This window comes from Mesorhizobium sp. CAU 1732, from assembly GCF_039888675.1.
Lineage (GTDB): Bacteria > Pseudomonadota > Alphaproteobacteria > Rhizobiales > Rhizobiaceae > Aerobium.
In genome coordinates this window covers 1,848,668-1,869,530 of sequence record NZ_JBDQQR010000001.1, presented here as the reverse complement: position 1 = coordinate 1,869,530, position 20,863 = coordinate 1,848,668, and the positions used below count along the sequence as shown (strand labels likewise).

The 20,863-nt window shown below is 62.5% G+C and carries 17 protein-coding genes and 1 tRNA gene; 8 read left to right on the top strand and 10 right to left on the bottom strand.

Going from position 1 to position 20,863, the window contains the following annotated elements:
- Positions 1–3 precede the first annotated feature (3 nt).
- Entirely contained in the window at positions 4–2,196 is a 2,193-nt protein-coding gene (locus AAFN55_RS09160) for an exopolysaccharide transport family protein (protein WP_347798541.1), read from the bottom strand.
- A 232-nt stretch (positions 2,197–2,428) separates the two neighbouring features.
- Here AAFN55_RS09160 and AAFN55_RS09155 point away from each other — a divergent pair, with 232 nt between their 5' ends.
- The 5 genes from AAFN55_RS09155 to AAFN55_RS09135 all read left to right on the top strand — a co-directional run bounded on the left by AAFN55_RS09155 (position 2,429) and on the right by AAFN55_RS09135 (position 7,161).
- On the top strand, positions 2,429–2,995 hold the full coding sequence (locus tag AAFN55_RS09155) for a polysaccharide biosynthesis/export family protein (protein ID WP_347798540.1): 567 nt from the start codon (positions 2,429–2,431) through the stop codon (positions 2,993–2,995).
- Positions 2,996–3,014: 19 nt separating this feature from the next.
- Positions 3,015–4,151, top strand: a complete 1,137-nt coding sequence (locus AAFN55_RS09150; protein ID WP_347798539.1) for a glycosyltransferase family 4 protein — start codon at positions 3,015–3,017, stop codon at positions 4,149–4,151.
- A gap of 72 nt (positions 4,152–4,223) precedes the next feature.
- Complete coding sequence (locus AAFN55_RS09145; RefSeq protein WP_347798538.1) at positions 4,224–5,765, top strand: undecaprenyl-phosphate glucose phosphotransferase; 1,542 nt, start codon at positions 4,224–4,226, stop codon at positions 5,763–5,765.
- Positions 5,762–7,006, top strand: a complete 1,245-nt coding sequence (locus AAFN55_RS09140; RefSeq protein WP_347798537.1) for an O-antigen ligase family protein — start codon at positions 5,762–5,764, stop codon at positions 7,004–7,006. Before AAFN55_RS09145 ends, AAFN55_RS09140 begins: the two co-directional genes overlap by 4 nt.
- 78 nt (positions 7,007–7,084) lie before the next feature.
- A tRNA-Pro gene (locus AAFN55_RS09135) sits at positions 7,085–7,161 on the top strand.
- Positions 7,162–7,234: 73 nt separating this feature from the next.
- Here AAFN55_RS09135 and AAFN55_RS09130 read toward each other — a convergent pair.
- The 5 genes from AAFN55_RS09130 to AAFN55_RS09110 all read right to left on the bottom strand — a co-directional run bounded on the left by AAFN55_RS09130 (position 7,235) and on the right by AAFN55_RS09110 (position 12,590).
- Entirely contained in the window at positions 7,235–8,140 is a 906-nt protein-coding gene (locus AAFN55_RS09130) for a polysaccharide pyruvyl transferase family protein (protein ID WP_347798536.1), read from the bottom strand.
- Entirely contained in the window at positions 8,137–9,651 is a 1,515-nt protein-coding gene (locus AAFN55_RS09125; RefSeq protein ID WP_347798535.1) for a lipopolysaccharide biosynthesis protein, read from the bottom strand. Before AAFN55_RS09125 ends, AAFN55_RS09130 begins: the two co-directional genes overlap by 4 nt.
- A 30-nt stretch (positions 9,652–9,681) precedes the next feature.
- Positions 9,682–10,416: a family 16 glycosylhydrolase gene (locus tag AAFN55_RS09120; protein ID WP_347800227.1), complete on the bottom strand. Its 735-nt coding sequence runs from the start codon at positions 10,414–10,416 to the stop codon at positions 9,682–9,684.
- Between the two features lie 175 nt (positions 10,417–10,591).
- A complete protein-coding gene (locus tag AAFN55_RS09115) occupies positions 10,592–11,842 on the bottom strand; it encodes a polysaccharide biosynthesis/export family protein (RefSeq protein ID WP_347798534.1) in 1,251 nt (416 codons plus the stop codon).
- A 70-nt stretch (positions 11,843–11,912) separates the two neighbouring features.
- Positions 11,913–12,590 carry a sugar transferase gene (locus tag AAFN55_RS09110; protein ID WP_347798533.1) on the bottom strand — a complete coding sequence of 226 codons (678 nt, stop codon included), beginning with the start codon at positions 12,588–12,590 and terminating at the stop codon, positions 11,913–11,915.
- Between the two features lie 575 nt (positions 12,591–13,165).
- On the opposite strand from AAFN55_RS09110, the gene AAFN55_RS09105 reads away from it, so the two are divergent.
- A complete protein-coding gene (locus AAFN55_RS09105) occupies positions 13,166–13,441 on the top strand; it encodes an exopolysaccharide production repressor protein (RefSeq protein ID WP_347798532.1) in 276 nt (91 codons plus the stop codon).
- Between the two features lie 182 nt (positions 13,442–13,623).
- On the top strand, positions 13,624–13,911 hold the full coding sequence (locus AAFN55_RS09100; protein WP_347798531.1) for a hypothetical protein: 288 nt from the start codon (positions 13,624–13,626) through the stop codon (positions 13,909–13,911).
- Positions 13,912–13,925: 14 nt separating this feature from the next.
- Here the strand turns inward: AAFN55_RS09100 and AAFN55_RS09095 are convergent, their stop codons facing one another.
- The 3 genes from AAFN55_RS09095 to AAFN55_RS09085 are packed head-to-tail and all read right to left on the bottom strand — an operon-like array spanning position 13,926 to position 17,538.
- Positions 13,926–14,939: a glycosyltransferase family A protein gene (locus AAFN55_RS09095; protein WP_347798530.1), complete on the bottom strand. Its 1,014-nt coding sequence runs from the start codon at positions 14,937–14,939 to the stop codon at positions 13,926–13,928.
- Positions 14,936–16,237 carry an O-antigen ligase family protein gene (locus tag AAFN55_RS09090; protein ID WP_347798529.1) on the bottom strand — a complete coding sequence of 434 codons (1,302 nt, stop codon included), beginning with the start codon at positions 16,235–16,237 and terminating at the stop codon, positions 14,936–14,938. The genes AAFN55_RS09095 and AAFN55_RS09090 overlap by 4 nt, the downstream gene beginning before the upstream one ends.
- Positions 16,234–17,538 carry a glycosyltransferase family 2 protein gene (locus AAFN55_RS09085; protein ID WP_347798528.1) on the bottom strand — a complete coding sequence of 435 codons (1,305 nt, stop codon included), beginning with the start codon at positions 17,536–17,538 and terminating at the stop codon, positions 16,234–16,236. Before AAFN55_RS09085 ends, AAFN55_RS09090 begins: the two co-directional genes overlap by 4 nt.
- Before the next feature lie 142 nt (positions 17,539–17,680).
- Here AAFN55_RS09085 and AAFN55_RS09080 point away from each other — a divergent pair, with 142 nt between their 5' ends.
- Positions 17,681–18,445, top strand: coding sequence for a metallophosphoesterase family protein (locus AAFN55_RS09080; protein WP_347798527.1), 765 nt, complete (start codon positions 17,681–17,683; stop codon positions 18,443–18,445).
- Between the two features lie 24 nt (positions 18,446–18,469).
- Here AAFN55_RS09080 and AAFN55_RS09075 read toward each other — a convergent pair whose 3' ends face one another.
- Positions 18,470–20,848, bottom strand: coding sequence for a polysaccharide biosynthesis tyrosine autokinase (locus tag AAFN55_RS09075; protein ID WP_347798526.1), 2,379 nt, complete (start codon positions 20,846–20,848; stop codon positions 18,470–18,472).
- Positions 20,849–20,863 lie beyond the last annotated feature (15 nt).

Below are 20,863 nucleotides of genomic sequence, written 5' to 3'. Positions count from 1 at the left end.
GCGTCAGGCGACAGAACGGCCGGCCGGCGCAGGCGGCATCTCCTGGCCGACAGGGGTCACGCGCAGGACGTTCTCATAGCCATTCTCGGACAGGTTGGCGGTGGTCTGGCCGACCGCCTCATCCTCGGGCTCGATCACGCTGACAAAGATCTCGCTGCCCTCGCCGATGACGCGGCTGATGCCGTCGGCATCGGTCGGGCCGCATTCCACGATCACCATGTCGTAGGCAGTGGTCAACGAACTCATGATGATCGGCAGGCGATCCATGGCGCGCATCGCCTTGGCGGTTTCGGCCGTGCCCATCGGTATCACATGGCAGTCCGAATAGAGATCGCCACGGATGATGTCGGCGAACTGGGCTTCGGAGGCCAGAAGATTGGTGATGCCGGGATAGCGCCCGCTTTCCAGCATGGATGCCGACGCCAAGCCCGAGGAGGTCAGGTCGAGGAAGAGCACGCGCAGGCCTGCATCGGAAACGGCTCGTGCGACCATCACCGACGATGCCGCCGCCTCGTCGCCTTCCGGCGAGACGAAGATCGCCCGGATCGCGCCGGTGGCCACGAGACGCTCCGCCGCCGCGCCGATCGAAAGCTCGTTGCGCTCCGCCATCACCGGCGCAGGCGTGGCTTCATCCGCGATCTCGCGCAGGGCGTCGTCACTATCCAGATCTTCGCCATAGGCGACGAGATCGTGGTCGTTGTGTTCATACGGGGCGGAAGCGGCGCGCAGATCGTCTTCCTCGCCATCACCTTCAAGAGCCGTGACGGGCGGCATCACCACCTGCTCGACCGGTATGAAGGCGCCTTCGGCTGGTCGCATGGCGCGGCCGCTGAACAGTTCGCGCAGAAGGATGATGACGGCGGTGACCAGCAACGCAGCTACGAAGGCGGCAATCGCGATCGGCAGAACTTTTGGGAAATAGGCCTCGAAGGGCACGCTCGCGCGGGAGAAGACGCGCGCATCCACCGGCAGATAGGTGCCGTCGGCACGCGATGCGGCTTCGTTATAGCGGGCAAGATAGGATTCGAGCAGCGCACGTTCTGCCGAGGCCTCGCGCTCCAGTGCGCGAAGCTCGACTTCGTCTTCGCCGGCACGCGCCGACTCGACCTTGAGACGGCTGAGGTCCGTAAGCAACTGCTGCTCGCGCGCCTCGGCCGTCGATGCCTCGCTTTCGAAGCTGCGCAGAACCTTGCCCATCTCGGTGCGCAATTGCGATTCGCTCTCGGCAAGCTGCGCGTTGATCGCGCGGATGCGCGGGTGGTTGCCAAGCAGCGACGTCGCCAGATCGGCGCGATCGGACGTCAGTTGGATCTGGCGTTCGCGCAGACGCTGGACCAGCGGAGCATTGAGCACATCGGCGACCGTGTCGATCGCCGCACCCGACTGAAGCGCGGCGCGGATCGCCTCCGCCCTGCCCTCGGCAGCCGAGCGCGTCGCGCGCACCCGCGTCAACTCGCTGGAGAGTTCGGAAAGCTGCTGCGTCGCAAGAACCGAGTTGTTCTGCCCGACGAACAGATCGCTCTGGCCGCGATAGGCGGCAACGCGCGCCTCGGCCTGGCGAACACGCTGGCGAAGATCGTCGATCTCCGGTTGCAGCCACCGCGTTGCATCGGCGTTCGACAGGCGCTTCGCCTGCTCCTGAAATGAGAGATATGCATCTGCGACTGCTTCGGGGACCGCCGCAGCAAGTTGCGGATCGGAGGAGGAGAAACGCACGTCGATGACGCGCGACCGATCCACACGGTAGACGTTCAGGTTTTCGCGGAGCGCTTTGAGGACACGGTCGTCGCGTGATGCGCGGCTGGGATCGTTGCTCAGGCCCGCCATAACGAGGAAACTGCGCAGCGCGGATGGCTCGGCCGAACCTCCGAATTCCTCGTGCTCCGCCAGATTGAGCTTGCGGGCCACCTCGCGCAGGATGTCGGTCGACGCGATGACCTCGACCTGGCTGGTGATGGCCTCTTCGTCCAAGAGCGGGCGATCGGCATCCGATACCGAACTACTCGCCTCGCGACTTTCGATCAGGATGCGCGTCTCGGCGCGGTACATCGGGGTCGCGAGAGACGCAAGCACGACAGCCGCCACCGTGACGACGATGGCGACGAGCAATATCCGGAACCAGTTCCGCAAAAGGCTGCCGAAAAGGCGCCCCAGATCGACGTCGACGTCGCTGACGGCCGGACGTGCACCAGTCATGTGCGTTCACTCCAACAAACACTGGCTGCACCGTAAAGAAGTATGGTAACCGCCACGTTAAGGAGGCGGTAACGCACCGTTTTTCTTTGCTAATCAAAGGTTAAGACGGCAGGCGGTCCACCGACGATTTCCGCGCGTTCTTTACCCGACATTAACCCTAACAGATCGATAACAAGACCGTTGGCTCCGCGAAGGCTACCGCCGCGGACACTGCAGAAGGTCGTCGTTCGGAATGAAAAGCCAGTTCGCAGCCGCACTGATGCTTGCCGCAGCCGCCACCGTGGTTTCCGGATGTTCGGGCTATCGCCCCGCGCCCCCGGCATTCCATGAAGCCATCGACAAGCCCTATGTCCTCGATGCGGGCGATCGCATTCGGGTCACCGTCTTCGAGCAGGAAACGCTCACCAATACCTATGCGATCGACCAGTCGGGCTACCTCGCGTTCCCGCTCGTGGGGTCCATCGCGGCGCGCGGCTATACGGTTCAGCAGATCGAGGAACAGATCGCGAGCAAGCTGCGCAACGGCTATCTGCGCGACCCCGACGTATCCGTGGAGGTCGATCGCTACAGACCCGTTTTCGTGATGGGCGAAGTGGGCGCGGCAGGCCAGTATTCCTACGTGCCGGGCATGACGGTCCAGAAGGCCGTCGCGGCAGCCGGCGGCTACACGCCGCGCGCCAACCAGGCGAGCGTAGACATTACACGCGACATCAACGGAGAAGTCATGACGGGGCGTGTCGCGACATCCGATCCCATGTTGCCGGGCGACACGATCTACGTCCGCGAACGCTTCTTCTAGACCGAGAGTCCGACCGCTCGTGGCCCCTCGCCTGCGCATCGTCCACTGCTTCCGCTCGCCGGTGGGCGGCATTTTCCGCCACGTGCGTGACCTGGTCACTGCACAGGCGGCGGCGGGACACGAGGTCGGCATCATCTGCGATTCATCCACCGGGGGTGAACTCGAAGACCGTTATTTCGACGAAATCCGCGGATCGCTGGCACTCGGCGTCTCGCGGATCACCATCAGACGCCAGATCGGGCCGGGCGACCTCGCCGCCGGCTGGCGAACGTACAAGCTTATCAAGGCATTGCGGCCGGACGTGCTGCACGGGCACGGCGCCAAGGGTGGCGCGCTTGCCCGTCTGTTCGGCTCATTCCTGCGGGTCTCCAGGTATTGCGTAGCCCGCCTCTATTCCCCGCATGGCGGGGTGCTGCACTACGATGCGGCGACCACGAAGGGTCGCGTGCTTTTCTCGGTCGAGCGCTTGCTGGGGCGCTTTACCGACCATGTGCTTTTCGTGTCGGACTATGAGCGCCGCACCTTCGTTCGCAAGGTCGGCGAACCACGTTCGGCTTCGAGCCTCGTCTATAACGGCCTGAAGGCGAGCGAATTCGAGCCCGTGCAAACCGCCAACGACGCGGCCGACCTTCTCTATATCGGCATGATGCGCGACCTGAAGGGGCCGGACATCTTCATCGACGCGCTCGCCGCCGCATCGCCGCAGCTTGGCCGCGAGCTCACCGCCGTCATGGTCGGGGACGGCGACGACCTGCCTCGCTACAAGCAGCAGGCACTCGCGCTCGGCCTGTCCGGCAGGATCACTTTCCTCGCCCCGATGCCGGCGCGCCAGGCCTTCGCGCTCGCGCGCATCGTCGTTGTTCCGTCGCGTGCCGAGGCGATGCCCTACATCGTGCTCGAAGCGCTCGCCGCGCGCAAAACCATGATCGCAAGCGCGGTCGGCGGCATTCCGGAAGTGTTCGAGGCGGGTTCCCCTGCCCTTGTCGAGCCCACCGTCTCAAGCGTGTCTTCGGCGATGGTCGCAGCGCTGAGCAACGAGGCGGCGTTTGCGGCGCACATGCCATCTCCTGAAGATTTGCGGGCCCGTTTCGGCGCCGACGTCATGGCGGCTGATGTAGAACACGCCTATTTCAGCCACTTGCCCAAGACCGGTTGAATGCAACGTCCCGCGTGAAGGTTTCCTTAGCTGCTTTCTGCTAGGAAATTTCGCGTTCCAGGGATGCGTGCCATGAGCAAGATCGACCCCGCCCACAAATTCACCAGCGAAGCCGTTCGCTCCTATTCGGGTGACGTGAAGCCGGTCGTGCCCGGCACCCAGGAACTCAGCCCGATCGCGCTCCAGATAGCCACCCAATACCGCCGCGACACGATGTCTCCGGTCATGGTGAGTGGCATCATGCGCCTGGTGGAATTCGCGCTGCTGCTCGTGTCGGGCATGGCGCTCTATGCAGCCTATATCGGCATCGATACGTTCATGCTGTGGCACTATCCGCTGCTCATCGTCCTGACGTCGGTCGCCGCAGTCATCATCCTCGAAATTACCGACAACTACCAGATTGCCAACCTCAGGCACCCGATGAAGAGCCTCGGCACGATCATCCTGGTGTGGGGCGGGACGCTGGCGCTGATGACCGCTGCCGGCTTCTTCCTGAAGATTTCGGAGGAGTTTTCGCGCCTGTGGCTCGCGGCCTGGTTCGCGACCGGACTCGGCCTGATCCTCGCGCTTCGCTTCGTCATGTCGCGCCTCGTGCGCCGCTGGGCCCGCAACGGTGTCATGGAACGCCGCGCCGTCATCGTCGGCGGCGGCAAGGGCGCGGAAATACTGATCCGCTCGATCGAACAGCAGCCGCACAACGACATCCGCATCTGCGGCATCTTCGACGACCGCGACGACCGGCGTTCGCCGCCCGTCGTGGCGGGCTATCCGAAGCTCGGAAACGTCAGCGAACTGATCGACTTCGCCCGCATCGCGCGGATCGACATGATGATCGTCTCGCTGCCGCTCACGGCGGAATCGCGCGTTCTGGCCATGCTGAAAAAGCTCTGGGTGCTGCCCGTCGACATCCGGTTGTCGGCGCACTCCAACCAGTTGCGCTTCCGCCCGCGCGCCTATTCCTATATCGGCTCGGTGCCGATGCTCGACATCTTCGACAAGCCGATCAACGACTGGGATTCGGTCGCCAAGCGCGCCTTCGACATCGTTTTCAGCCTGCTCGGCATCATCGCGTTCTCGCCGATCATGATCGCGACGGCGATCGCCATCAAGCTCGACAGCAAGGGGCCGGTTTTCTTCAGGCAGAAGCGCCACGGCTTCAACAACGAGGTCATCGACGTCTACAAGTTCCGCTCGATGTACACGGACCAATGCGATCCGACCGCGCGCAAGGCCGTGACCAAGGGAGACCCGCGCGTCACGCGTGTCGGTCGGTTCATCCGCAAGACCTCGATCGACGAGCTGCCGCAGTTCTTCAACGCCCTGATCGGCAATCTGTCGCTGGTCGGACCGCGTCCTCATGCGGTCACCGCGCAGTCGCATCACCGGCTCTACCACGAAGTCGTGGACGGCTATTTCGCGCGCCACCGCGTGAAGCCCGGTGTCACGGGCTGGGCGCAGATCAACGGATGGCGCGGCGAAATCGACCATGACGACAAGATCCGCATGCGCACGGAATTCGATCTCTATTACATCGAGAACTGGTCGCTCTGGTTCGATTTGAAGATCCTGTTCCTGACGCCGATCCGGCTGCTCAATACGGAAAACGCCTATTGAGCGCGGTCGCGCATACGCTTCCCGCGACACTCGTCCAGGCGAAGGCGATCTCCATCGTCGCTTCGGCGGCGGTGATGTTCGGCGTCTTCCTGTCGGGCTTCGTGATCAACGAACCCGCTCCCTACGAACTCTTCATGGCTGGGCTGATCGCGGTCTGGGCGCTGTTCGGGCTCAGGCTTTCACGCCACGCCGCGCTGCTCCTCGCAATTTTCGTGACCTACAATGTCGGCGGCCTGCTCTCCATGAGCACGATGGGCGACCTCTACCAGACGCCGCTCTATCTGGCGGTGACGCTGTTCCTCGCGTTCAGCGCCGTGTTCTTCGTGGCGATCCTGGAAGCGGACCACACGCGCTACAAGCTGATCTTCATCGGCTGGACGGCCGCCGCCGTGCTGACCGGCATGCTAGGAATTGCGGGCTACTTCCGCCTGTTTCCCGGTGCGGAACTCTTCACGCGCTATGACCGCGCCATGGGCGCGTTCGGCGATCCCAACGTCTTCGGCCCCTATCTCGCGCTGCCGGGCGTCTACATGCTCTACCGGCTCCTGACGGGCAATCCGCTCAAGATGCCGCTCTATGTGGTCGTGTTCACGATCATCGTCGCGGCGATCTTCTTTTCGTTCTCGCGCGGCGCGTGGGGGCTGTTCGGCGCGGCGTCCATCATGCTGACGATGGCGCTTTTTCTGCAAAGCAATAGCGGCCTCTTCCGGCTTCGCGTGGCCATGATGAGCGCGCTCGCGGTCACGCTTCTGATCATGGCGATCGTCGTCCTGCTGCAACTGCCGGGCGTCGGCGAATTCTTCGCCATGCGCGCCCGGCTCGTCCAAGATTACGATGCCGGCGAGATGGGGCGTTTCGCACGGTTCGGCATCGGCCTGCAGATGGCGATGGAAAACCCGCTCGGCATTGGCCCGCTGAATTTCGGCCGCATGCTCGGCGAGGATACGCACAACATCTGGCTCAAGGCGCTGATGGACTATGGCTGGACCGGCTTCGCAGCCTTCGTCACGCTGGTGCTCTGGACAATCGCCGGCGGCTTCCGCATCCTGTTCCGCGACCGCCCGTGGCAACCCTACCTTCTCTGCGCCTATGTCGTGTTTCTCGGCCATCTCGTGCTTGGCACGGTCATCGACATGGACCACTGGCGCCATTTCTATCTGCTGATCGGCCTCATCTGGGGCGCGATGGCATTGGAGGCCCGTTACCAGCGCGGACTTGCGCACACGCGGGCGCGCGCCTGACCGAACACGCGCATCCACCGGATTTCGGCATTTTCCCCTTGCGCGCAAACGCACCAGTCTATAGGGGTTTCGGCGGCTCGGAGCGTAGCGCAGCCCGGTAGCGCACTTGACTGGGGGTCAAGGGGTCGTCGGTTCGAATCCGGCCGCTCCGACCATAAATTCCCCTACCGGAACACGAAAAAGGGCCTGCTTGCAGGCCCTTTCGTTTGTGTGGTTCATCGCCAGAGCTCAGGCCGCGACGCCTTTGGCGGATCGGCGGCGCACGAAGCCGTTCAGGGCCTCCAGCGCACGATCCGTGACACCTTCGATTTCGGCGTCCGCACTCAATTGCGGCTCCTGCTGTGCCAGCTTGCGAAGTTGGCTTGCGGCACGGCGCGCCAGGATGGCGTTGACGGGCGAAGCGAGCGCGCTGCGGCTCAGACGGCCAGACCGGCCGTTCGGATCGCCCCTGCCCTTGCTGAGATTGACCCAGAGCTCGAGCATGCTGGACGGCTTCAACTCATGATGACGCACGTCGAGGTTGAGAGCGCCCGACCAATCCGCCCATTTGGCGTGGTGCCCCGGATTGATCGGCAATGCCGCGACCCAGGGCGTGCGCAGCGCGTCGGCGACGATCGCACCGTGCATCGCCTCGGTGATCAGCAGGCGCGTGCCGCGCAGTTTCGAAATGATCGTCTCGACAGGTTCTGTCGGATCGATCAACTCGATGCCGGCAAGTCGGCAGGCTTCCTTCCACAGGCCGCGATCGAGGCTCTCATAGTGGGGCATGAACGCCACGTCGATCGGCGCTCCGGCAGCCGGCAGTTCATGGGCGCGAAGCAGGATCGCCGAATCGCAGATCGCCTTCTCGGGCGGCAGGCCGACTTTCTCGGCCGTGCGCGGGCCGCGCACGAACACGACGTCCCAGGAGCCGTCCGCGATGTCGGGGGCCTTCTTGTAGCCGGCATAGCCGGACCCCATCACGTATTTGCGCGCGGTCTTCGGGTAGTCGTCCCAGAGGATCGATCCGATGCCGATGAAGAGTTCGCTTTCATCCTCGTCGAGGAAGCCGGCCGGCAAAAGCTTGTCCCACATATAGGCGTTGAGTTCGTCGCCGAAATTGGGGACGTGCCCCTGGAAATAGACGAGTTTCATGGCGAGACCGTCCTTCGTTTTGAGATGAGTGCGAATGCCTGCCGCACGCGCCGATAGGCGAATGCGACCAGCGTCGAGATGTAGATGACGCCCCCGCCGCAGACCTGCAGCGCGAGGCTCTCGATAGTATCGAGTTCCGCCGTGGCGGAGCGGATGGCGAAGACGGCGGCCAGCATGGCGAGGCTGGCGACCGCCGGTGCAACGAAGCTGCGAAGATACCGCTCGACACCCGTCTCCAGAAGCCGGATGCTCATATAGACGGTCGCAGGCCACAGCAGAAACGTCTTGGCCGCGTAGGCGTAGGCGACCACGTCGATGCCGTAGGGATAGGCGGCAAGGATCACCACCGCCGTCGAGACCTGCTGCGCGATCTGGTAGTAGAGCCACCAGGACACCTTGCCCTGGCTGTTGATCAGGGATGACTGCAACAGCCCGATGCAGGTGATCAGGCCGATGACGCAGAACGCCTGAAGCGCGGGCACCGCCTCCTGCCAATGCGCGCCAAAAATCAGCGGAACGACCTCGTCGGCGGTAGCAGCCAACCCTACGAAGATCGGGAACGACAGCGCGCAGGACGCGAAGGTGGCGAAGGTGAAAGCCTCGCGCAGCTTTTCCTTTTCGGCCTGCATCGAGGACAGGACACTGAACGATACCATGCGCAGGGCGCCTGACATCAACTCCGAAAGAAGCTGATGAATCCGCCGCGCAAAGCTGAACAGGCCCAGCGAAGCGGTCCCGAGAAGCGCGCCGACCAGCAATTGGTCGAGATTGATCATCTGCATGATCCGGTTGCCGGACGCGAACATGCCGTAGCGCGCGACCTCGCGAAGCGCCTGGCGATCGAACTCGAATGCGGGACGCCAGCGAACCGACAACACCGAACCGATCCACGCCGCAGCCGCACTCGCGACCTGCGAGATCGCAAGCGCCCACAGGCCGTAGCCGAGATAAAGAAGGACGAGACAGACGACCGCCGCCACCAGCGACGCGACGGTCGTGCGGATCGCGAGCTTGTGGAACGACATGGAGCGTGACAGCAGCGCGTTGGGCACGACGGCCCCCATGTCGAAGATCACCCGCGCACCGACCACCGCGATCAGAAGCTGCAATCCGCCTTCGCCGAAGAGCGTCCCCACGAGCGGAGCTGAGAGGACGAGAATGGCGTAGATGAGCACCGCGCCCGACAGGCAAAGCCAGAACACCGCGTTGAGGTGCCGTGTCTTGATATCCTCTCGCTGGATCAGCGCTTCGCCAAAGCCCGCAAAGCCGAACGCGCTGGCGAGCATGGTGATGCTTGTGGCCAGCGCGACGAGACCGAACTCGGACGGCGAGAGATAGCGCGACGTGATCGCGAACACGACGGCGGCGACGGCCGCCGGCGCGAAGCTGTTGAGCGTAGCCCACAGGATGCCGCGCACGGCTGCCCGTGAGCGGCCGGCGCTCAGGTGAGCGAACTCGGCCCCTCCCGTCTTCTCCTCGATTGCCTCCCTGCGTTCAGGGCGATCAAGCAAATGCGTCGCCTTCCTTCATTGCGGGTGCGATCATTGCAGGTTGCACGCGACAGACTCCGGAAACTGGCAGGCTTCGCCCAACTCTGTGAACGAAACGCGCTCGACTTCCATCGTCAACTTCCGACCGGGGTCGGTGAAAGGCCCCATCCAATCGTTCAGCGTATCGGTTCCCCACAGGCTGAAGAAGATCTTCTGCGGATGCGACGGCAGGGTCGGACCCTCAGCCGTATGGACCAGTTCGCCATTGACGAACCAGCGGATGCGCTCCGGCTCCCAGACGATGGCGTAGTCGTTGAAGTCGCCATCCGTCCCGCCCGGCACATCGACCTTGCCGCCATGGTGAGGCTTGCCGTTCACATAGGTGTTCACCTCGATCCGGGACGTATCCTTCGTCAAGGCTTCGAAATCGATCTCGTCATGCGGCTGATCGTTCTGGGGGCCGATATAGGTGAAGAACGCGGCGTTGATGCCCGAGCCTTCGTCGGTCTTGAAACGCGCTTCGTAGATGCCGTGGCTGAAACGTTCCCTGGTCTGGATTTCGCCGCAGGAAAACTGCCGGTCCTTATAGGGCCTGCCCTCGAAGCCGAGCGTCAGCTTGTTGTCCGCAACGGTGATCTGATTGGACGACCAGGTGCAATTTTGGTGGGCGCCATTCGCCCAGCCATCGGAAACGTACCAGCGGTCACGATTGAACGAACTGAAATCGTCCAGGAAGGATTCGGATGCCGCCCCCTGCGCGGCCGCAGGAGCGGCCTGCAAGACCATAACTGCACCGGCCAGCGACAGCCCGGTCGCCAGAGATGCCGCAGCCCGGAATACCGGTTTGCCCTTAGCCTCACCGCTCGTGTGAAAGGGTCTGCGGCGATCGGTATAAGGCATTTCAGTCTCCATGAATGTGCCGGCATCCCCGGCCGGCGTCAGGCCCACCTCGTGTTGGGGCTTACTGCACGGGCACGCCCGTTGCGTCCGGGAGTGCGCGCGTGACCCGGATCACATCCCCGGGAAGCACTCTCGTGGTCTCGTCGGCCTCGATCTCCTCCGTGTTGCCATCCACGTCGCGAACGAGCGTGTAGGTTACGCGCACCGTCGAGTCCGCTGCACTGCCGCCGGCCGAATATGCCAGTGCCTCGGCCATCAGGCCGCGTTGCGTCGCAAGCTTGAGAACGGTCTCGTTGATCAGCGCTTCGGTCTGCTGGCGTTCGATAGCCAATTCGGAACGTTGCGCATTGGTGATCTCGATCGCCTCCTGCGAGGCCTTGCTGATGTCCTGCTTCGCCCGCAGGATCGCGGTCTCGAAATCGAGCAGCTTGCCTTCCATGTCGGCGATCGAACGCTCGGTGCTCAGGATACGCGTGTTGACGACCAGGCCTTCCTGAGCCAGCGAGCCGAGCCCCTTCAGATCTTCCCGCGCGAGTTCGATCTGGCGGTTCTGCGTCGTGACCTTTTGCTCCAGCGATTTGATTTCGCTTTCCAGAAGCGCCTTGAGATCGTCCAAACCTTCGAGACGCAATGTCGTGGAGCGCTTGCGCGTTTCCATGATCGACGCCTCGTCGGCAAGTATCGCATCAAGCTGAGGATGGTTCTCGTAGCCCTCCGGCGCCGGAATCTCGGTCTCGCCCGCCATCTCCGCATCGATGCGGGCGCGCTTCACGAGGCACCGGATGTGGGCATCGGCAAGGACGTCGTAGCTACCCTTGGACGTCAACAATTCGCGGTTCACGCGTGTCGTATCGTCTTCGCGCCGGTCGCCGCCGGCGACGCTGACCGCCTTGAGAACGGTCATGTTGGGGGTAAACGGATATTCTCCGGGCGTGCGTACATCGCCGGTTATGTAAAACGGGCGGAACGCGGTCAGCTCGACCGAGGCTTCGGGACGGTCGGACAGGCCCAACCGCTGCTGAAGCGCAGACGAAATCTCATCGGCCACCTGAGCCGTCGTCTTGCCGCTCGCTTCCATCTCTCCCGCGAGGGGCAGTGAGATCGTGCCGGCCGGGCCGACGGTGTACTCACCCGTCACGGCAGCCCAGTCGCGGAACTCGCCCTCGACGGTCTGCCATTCGACGATACGGATCATCAGGCGATCCTGCGTGCCCAGCAGATACTCGGCGGCGGTTGCGGATATCGTGCCCGCAGCGATCGCAATCGCCGTTCCCGTAACAACCAGGAAACGGCTTCGTAGCAGTTGCCGCATGAAATCGGCTCCTTTGTCGAGCTGGCGACAGCCCGCCCGCTGTAGCGGGCGAGCTTTGTCGCGGTGTCGGTCAATAACTGCCGCGCGACAGGCACACGGCAGGAACCGTCAGGACGATGATCCTGATGTCCTGCGCCAGCGACCAGTTCTCCACGTATTGCGTGTCGAACTTGACGCGGGTGTCATACGAGACGTCGTTGCGTCCGCTGATCTGCCAGAGGCCAGTCAGCCCTGGGCGAGTCCGCAGATAATGATGAGCGGCATTGCCGTAGTTTTCGAGCTCGTCATGCACGACGGGACGCGGGCCGACGAGGCTCATGTCTCCCAGCAGGATGTTGATGATCTGCGGCAGTTCATCGAGACTGAGTTTACGCAGTACGGCACCGACCCGCGTGACGCGCGGATCATGCTTGAGCTTGCGGGTCGCTTCCCACTCCTCGCGGGCTTCGGGATTGTCTCGCAGGTAATTTGCGAGCGCCTTTTCCGAATCGACCGCCATCGTGCGGAATTTGAGGCAATAGAAATGCCTCCCTCCCCTACCAATCCGACGATGTCCGTAAAAGACCGGCCCTCGATCCGAAAACTTGACCAGGCCGGCCAGCAGCAGGAACAGCGGGCTGATGGCCAGGAGACCCAATGCCGCGCATACGATGTCCAACCCGCGTTTGCTGATACCTCCCAAAGCGGGCGGCATTTCATTCTTTGTCGTCGGCCCCCCCATGCCGATCGACTTGGCGGATAGCTTCATTCCGAACTCCAAGCGTTAGCAGAGGCATCCCCACCATACCAAATCGATGGTGCATCGCAACATAGTAATGGCGATACACGCAGAACTTGTATTGCTGAATTTTTGTACGATTAGCCTCTTTAACTGCTCAATTTTTGTCCATTTTGTGACAATTCGCGACTAATCCACGTATAAATACATTGAATGATCGAGCAGCATTAAAACAACAATGAAATTCTCTGAAACAATTCGTGTTACCAGATGCTTAACTGATAAAAATAAACACTTATTCCTGAGCCTAAAGATGTTTTAATCAACCATTAAACTCTATTATCCTTTCACACCAAAAATGACGCCATTTGACATAGAATGTCCGTTTCTTGCGATGCAACAGAGCGGCCCTCAATCGATTCCCGTCAGCATGCTTGCCCCCCTTGCCTCCAATAATGTATTGTCAATTTGGGAATGGCATGTTGGCGGCCCGTGTCGAAGACAAGGGATACGCAACAATAAGTGGGGCACGAACGTCGAAGCCCCCTGGCGGCTAATCTCGAAGTGGATGGAAACGACACCCTCGGCGGGCAGGCAGAGCACATATGACGCTCTATAAGTTCCTAGCGGGAATGGTATTCGTCACGATCTTCGTGGCGACGTGGTCGTATTTCGATGCGGCATCCGGCTGGATAATCCTGCTTCGCGCCGTCATCTGCGCCGTCATCCTGCAGATCGGCTATTTTCTCGCAGTGGTTGCGATGGTTGCGATGAGCCCTTCCCCGTCGAGTCGCGCAGGGGCTGAACCTCGACAAAATCCCGACCTCGCGCCGATTCGAGGCACGCCCGAGGATGTGCCCGCTCGGCGTGCAACGTCCTAGACAATCGCCCTCCACCGACTGCGTCCATCGACAATCTTGGATTCAATTCGCATACCGACTCGGCTAGTGTGTGCATCACCAACGCATGCAGACACAGGAGTGGCGCAGTGGTCTTCGGCATGGGCTTCAGAACCCGCAACCCTGATCGGGACCGTGATACGGACAGGGAGCGCTTCGATCGCATGTTGTCCGCGATCGAAAGCACGCGTGCTGCCATAGTCGCCGAGCGGGATGGATTGCAGCAGCGCTACAAGGCCGTGTCGAGCGATGCCGGTTTTCTCGACGACGCGATCGGCAATGGCGAGACAAGCCCGGCAAACGCCGCGAAGATCGATCAGATGGCGACGACCATGATCAACTATGAACGTCGCGTCGCCGACCTGTCCCGTCAGATCGAGACGCTCGACGCCTTGATCCGGCACACGGATGACGTTACCGGCAGTCATGTTCCGAAGAAGACCGCGAGGTAGCGCCGGCGGGCGCTTCAGCGGCGCGATGCAGTACCACGCCCGTCTCCCTGCACTCGCGACGCGATGAAATCCTTGAAATCATCTGTGGTCCGGCCGGCCATTCCGATCATCAGGCCGCGCAGCGTCAGTTCCATGCGCTCCCGCGCCTGAAGGTTCGCGCCGTAACCATGCCAGGGCAGCGCCTTCGCGACGCCTTTTGCGCGCGCGGTTTCCGGTGCGGCGAACGCCGGATCGCTCATGAAAGCGCGGCGGTCGGAATCCGCGGCATGATTCCAGGCAACGCGCTGGAGCGTCCGCACCGCCTTCTTGAGATCGAGCTCACGGCGGATGTATCCCGAGCGCAATTCTGCATTTCGCGTGGTCTGTTCTGCATTTTCCGCCCAGACGGCAAGTGGGGCCATCGCGACATAGATGGGCTCGCAAATGGAGAAGGTGCGCATGTATTCCTGAAGCGTCGCCGTGCAGGAGTACCGGATTTCCAGCTTGGATTTCGCAGAGCGGGTCCAGAACAGGCCGCCATTCGAGACACCGATACCGATCATCAGCACCATCCGGAATTTTTCCGCGGAATAGACGCCCTCACGGAACAGGTCGTCGAGGATACCGCTCTCGCCCAGACGCGCCTGCGGCGTTCCGCTCTTATACTCGACCACCTGATTGCGCAGCAGGATCTCGACACCGGTCTTGCGCAGAAGACGAATATTGTCCTCGCAGAACGTCTCGAGGATCGCGTTGTCGTCCTCGACGACGCAGAAATAGTCGGCATCGTTTGGGTTCTCGCTGGAAAAACACTGGTCGATGTTCTTCGACGCGAAATTCTGCGGTTTGTTGTGGGTGTAGATGATCCGGCTGTCGGCAAGCTTCGCGCACACGGCTTCGCCGCTCGCGTCGGGATCGTCGTCATAGACGTTGCACACCCAGTTCGCCCATGTCTGGGCCTGCAACGAGCGCAGGCAGCGTTCCAGCGCTTCGGGCCGCCGGTAGGTGGGCGTGCGGATCTGTACCAATCCGCCGTTTCTTTCGCTCATGACGTATGTCCCTGATAGGCTGGGGATTGTGGCTGATAGGCTGGCCGTCCATTGGACCGGCCTGCGAATGACGAAATCCAGGCCTTCCAGGCCGCATCTGCCTGTATCCCGTAGATCAATGCGCAGATGACGAGGATCGACGTGACGCTGAACTGGAAGAAGACTGCCACCTCCACGAAACTCGCGCCCACCACCATGACCATGAACGAGGCGTAGAAACCGTTCGCGGGCGACGGACTGCGGAACGCCCAGACAAGGTTCAACATAAGTGCAGCCAGCAGGATCGCGATCTGCAGCACCAGCCCGATGATGCCGATCTCGACGCCGTTCGAGATATAGGTGTTGTGGAAGTTGAAGCCGCTACGGGCCTGAATGCCGAAGTCGGCCCACAGCGCCTCGGCCGGGTTGAAGCCCTGTACCCAAAACGCCTGGTAACCAACGCCCAACAATGGATTCTGGCTGATCAGGTGTCGGCCATAATCCCACAGATCGGTCCGGCCGGTCAGCGTCGTGTCCTTTCCGGAATAGTCGAGCAATTCCGAAAAGAGCGCGTCGCCATAGACGTTCAGAAAGATTGCGACGAGAGCGCAGGCCAACGCGCCGAAGCAGGCCAGCACGACACGCTGGACGCGTGACACGCGGCGGCTCACGAAGATCAGCACGGCTACAGCCAATGCCACCAGCATGACGATGATGGCGCCGGTCGATTGTGCCAGGACGAGAAGCGGCCCGGATATGACGAGCCCCCCCACCGCCGCAAGTCGCATCAAGCGCGGCGACGATCTGTCGATCAGCACGGCGAACGACGCCAGGATGAACACCGAAATCACCGCCGCAAACGCGTTTTTGCTGCCGAAGATGCCGACCCAGGCACCGATATCGTCGCGAACCCGACCGAAGAGCAGGCTTCCGACGACGCCAATGCCGTATATGCCGAAGAGATAGCGCATCAGCATGACGGGGGAGATGCGGTTTGCGATCACCACCGCGATCGCCATGGTGATCAAGAGTTGGAGACCATGGCGCAACGTGACCGCAGGAAATTGCGACCAGAGCATCGATGCGAGGCAGTAGGCCGGCAGGATCAGGACGTACCAGTATGTCAGCAGATGGTTCAGGCTGGTGCGCGGGCGCAGGCCGATCAGAGCGAGGCCGCACGCCAGAAAGCCCAATGCAGAAAGAGGGCCGAAGATCGGGTTCAGGATCAGCACCGCAAGCGCGCCGAAAATCAGCACGGCTGCGACGTTGATCGTCAGCCCCCGTGGGCGGGCCTGAAGCTCGGCCTGCAGCGCAGTCATCCACCTGCCCTCGCGCGCTCTTCGATGCGGTCGGCCACTGGCTTCCACGTTTCGGGCACGTCATCGGACGGAATGAAGCCTGCCGCATAGAGCCCTGCCGGTCCGTCGACCAGCAAGCGGGTGCCCTTTCGCCGGCCGATGGTGGCGAGCCTTCGCCATAGCTCTCGCTCTACCCCGACCTCATCGTTGACGCTGCCCGGCGGGCTGTAGAGCGGCACCTGCTCCACCCTGATTTCCGAGACCGCATCGGAGGCCGCTGCGCTCGTCAGAGCCTCGACGCGCTCCGATCGCGGATCGAGATCGGTCAGTATGATCGTTACGGATTTTTCGTCGCCGGTATCCGGCGCGCTCACGCGCGAGCGTTCGAAGCGCGATCGAACCGACGTCACTAAGGAGCCCGCCAGACTTGGGCGGCGCGCCAGGAGTGCAACGACGTTTCCAACATTCCTCGCCTTGAGAGCGGCGACCAGTTTCTCATAGTCGAGACCGCGCTCCAGCCCTCTCATACGAGCAGCAAGCGCGCTCTCGATTTCGGGATCGAGCACGCCATGCCGCTCCTGCAGGCTCTTCTGGCAGGCGATCATGTCGGCCACGGTTTCGACCGACAGACGATGCGAGATCGACTTGTCGTGCCGCCGGTAGAGATAGGTCGGCTCAGGCGTCACCTGAAACCGCAAGCCGCGCAATAGCAGCCGCAGCACGAGATCGTAATCCTCGCCGATGCGCAGCGTCTCGTCGTAGCGCGCACCTGCGAGGCTGGCTGAGCGGATCATCGGCTTGAGGTAGCCGAAGTTCGGAATAGTGCTGCCGTGGATATCGCCGCGAACGTAAAGGCTCGGCGTCAGGCGAAACGGGTTTGTGAAATCATCGCCGTCGAGCAGCAGGCTGGCAGGCGCATGACCCGACGATGCGAAGTGCAGCAGGTCGTCGGCCACGGCATCGGCGTCGAAGCGCTCGGCCGTCGCGAGCAGGCGCTCGAAGCGCTCGGGGTGCAGGATGTCGTCGGAGTCCACGATGGCGATCCAGTCGCCCCGCGCGGCGTCCAGCGCCCGGTTTCGGGCTCGCGCCGGGCCACCATTGCCACCGGCGATGACCAGGCGCACGCGCGGGTCGTGGGTCTCGTACCCTTCGACCAGTTCGCGGCTTTCGTCGGTCGATGCGTCGTCCGAAACGATCAATTCCAGGTCGCTCTGCGTTTGCGCGAGAACCGAATCGATGGCCGTGCGCAGGTAGCGCGCGCCATTGTAATTGGCCATGATCACCGAGATCAGCGGACGCGGGGAAGCTGGAACGTCAAGCATGCGCGCCTCCCGCATCCATGCCACGGCGCTTCTGCGTCGCGACGTCACATACACTTCGCGGTTGCGTGGATGGTGCTTTCACCGAACAATGGCCTGAACGCTCTGCGCTGTTGCCGAGCCAACGCCAACCGGATCGCGACTTTTGTTCCTGCCAAGACTGACGACATCCTCCCGCAAGGAGCAGCGCGCGCGCGTGGCGCTCGATCTGGACAACACCGTCGTCTATGCAATCGGGGACGTGCATGGACGGCTCGACCTTCTGCGCGGGCTCGAGGAAAAGATCGTTGCGGACGGCGCCAGCCATGCCGGCGCGAAGCTGCTCATCATGCTGGGCGACTATGTCGACCGCGGACCCGATTCCGCCGGCGTCATTTCGCACCTGATCAAGCCGCCGCCCGCAGGCTTCGAGCGCATATGCCTTGCGGGCAACCACGACGTGGCGATGCTCGACTATCTCGAAGGCCGGCTGCCGCTCGAAGGCTGGCTTGGCATGGGCGCCGCGCAGACGCTCTATTCCTATGGAATCGACCCCGAGCGCTTGTCCGTCCTCTATCGCAAGCCGGCTGAGATCGACGCGCAGGTGAAGGCCGACATTCCGTCCGCGCATGCGGACTTCCTGCGGTCGCTGCCCGTGATGGTGCAATCCCGCCGATGCGTGTTCGTGCATGCCGGTATTCGTCCCGGAGTCGCGCTCGAAGCGCAGACCGACGACGACCTCATGAATATTCGGCAAGGGTTTCTCGATGCTCCAGAGCCGTTCGACCGCTGGATCGTCCACGGCCACACGCGCGTGAAGTTTCCGCGCGCGAAGGGCAGACGCCTCGGCATCGACACCGGCGCGTTCGCGACCGGCCGCCTGACCGCCCTGCGTGTCATGGGCAGGCGCGGCCATTTGATCTTCTCGTAGGGGGAGACCGTACCGGGACACCGCTCAGCTATCCTCCTTCTCGCGCGTCTCGGTCTCGTCGATGTAGTAGCTCGCGTATCGGCGAAGCAGATGCTCGGAACTGCCGAACGCGCCGTAGCGCGGCAGTTCCGCCAGATTGACCTTGTTCAGGACGACGCCGAGCACTTTGTTGGCGATCCGCGGTTCGCCGGCCAAGGTCGAGCGAACCATCGCGCGCGGCGTACGGCCCCATTCCACCACGACGACAAAGCCGTCGACGGACGGTTCGAACGCTTTTGCATCCACGACAGGACCAAGCGGCGGAAGGTCCACGACGATGTGGTCGAAGTGCTCCTTCGCCTGCTCCATCAGCCTGCGCATGCCGGGCGAGGACAGGAGTTCACTCGTGTGCGAAAACTGTCCACGCATCACCGCAGGCAGGATGGCAAGCTTGGTCTGACGGCTATGCTTTAGGTGTGCACGCCAGTTCTGCGGGTCGACCACGGCTTCCATGATGCCGCTGTCCGACCTGATGCCGAGGTTGCGGGTCAATCCGGGATTGCGCAGATCGGCGTCAATAAGGAGCGTTCGCGCACCGCTGGCCGCGAGGAGCTCCGCGAGATTAGCGGCGATGGTCGACTTTCCTTCCGCGGGAAGGACAGACACCACGCCGATGACCCGGCTGTTCGCGCCTTGCAGGACGATATCGCTGGCGATCTTCGCGTTTCTGAGCGTCTCGGCGAACATCGAGCCCGGCGCATCGATGGCCACCCGCATTCGCGCGCGCCGCTGCTGGATCGCCTTCGACTTGGCCGTTGGGTCGCCTGGCGGTTGTTCGACAAGCGGCGCAGTCGCCTTCTTCGCCTCGCCCTTGCCGATCAGCGGCAGATAGCCGAGGAACTTCATGCCGAGCTGGTCGCGCACGTCCTCGCCAGTCCTGAAGAAGCGTTCGTTGAACTCGCTCAGTGCACCGAACGCCGCCCCCAGCATGCTCCCGAGGATCAGGGAAATTCCCAGTACCATCGACGTGCGCGGGCTGGTCGCCGAATTGGGTTCGACGGCGTCCGAGATCAGGCGCACCTTGGCGATCGGGAAGCTCTGCTGCTGCTGGGTTTCCTCGTAGCGCGTGAGGAAGGTCTGGTAGAGCGAGCTCAACGCGGATGCCTGCTGCTCGAGCTCGCGCAATACCACGCCCTGCTGGTTGGCCTCGGCGCTCTCGCCGCGCGCGTCAGCGATCGTACGGCGCAAAGCAGCCTCGCGCGCCTGCGCAACCTCGAAATCGTTGCGGTAGCTCTCCGTCATCTGCTGGATTTCGGCAAAGATCGTGCGGGTGAGTTCACCCTGTTCGCGCCGCAGAGCGACAGCCTGTGGGTGGTCCTCACCGAAGTTCGACGAAATCTCCTGCTCGCGGCGCGTGACGTTCAGATAGCGCTCCTTGAGCGTCGCGATGGTCGATGTCGGAAGCTGGCCGGAGGTGATGGCGGCATTGCCGACCGCCTCGGACGAACCGGCATCGACGATTGCCTTGTACTGCTGATAGAGCGCCGACGACTTCGCCGTGTCGGCCTGTGCGGTGATCAACTGAGCCGTGAGTTCGCTCAACTGTTGCTCGGTGAGGAGTTGGCCTTCCGATCTCACCAAACCATGTTCGGCCCGGTAGCGCTCGACCTCTACGGCCGCGCGCTGTGAACTGGCACGCAACTCGTCGATCCGCGCGCTGAGCCAGACCGTCGCGCGCTCGGACGCTTCGAAGCTCGCATCGAGCTGGTGCGACAGATAGGCGTCCGCGTAGGCGTTGGTGATCTCGGCCGCCAGTGCAGATTCGTGCGAATTGTAGGCAAGCGCGATCACGAATGTGCGACCGATGCGCTGCGCGTCGATGTTCTTTTGCAGAATCCCGATCGCATATTGACGGTCTCCCGCCGCCTGCATCGCCGCCAGCGTCTCAACGTCGTTATCCGCATTCACGGGCGGCGCATCGGACGACCGGAGATAACCGATCATGCCGCGAACGCTGCCCATGGCCCGACCGACGAGCGACGATGGCGGGTTCATGAAGCTCTGGTTCTGCGTCAGCTTCAGCTTGTCCACCACGGTCCCGGCCAGCCGCGCGGACGTCAGGATCTCGATCTGGCTGAGGACCGCGCCATCCGTCTGCATCGTGAGCGGAATCGTGCTCGTTTCCTCGGTGAGCCTTGTCAGCCCCTCATCGATAAGGACACGGGCAACAGCCGTATAGGTCGGCGGCGTCGTCTGGAGATAGAGCACCCCGAGGAGAAGGCCGATGACGGCGCAGGCCGCGACGACGCGCAGTTGGCGCATCGCCATGCGCAGCAGCCGCTCCACATCGATGAGATCGCTGTTCTGGTCGCCGGACGGATTCGGCGGCATCTTTCCCTCGAACGGGAAATTGGCGTAAGTCATCGGCACTCCAACGCT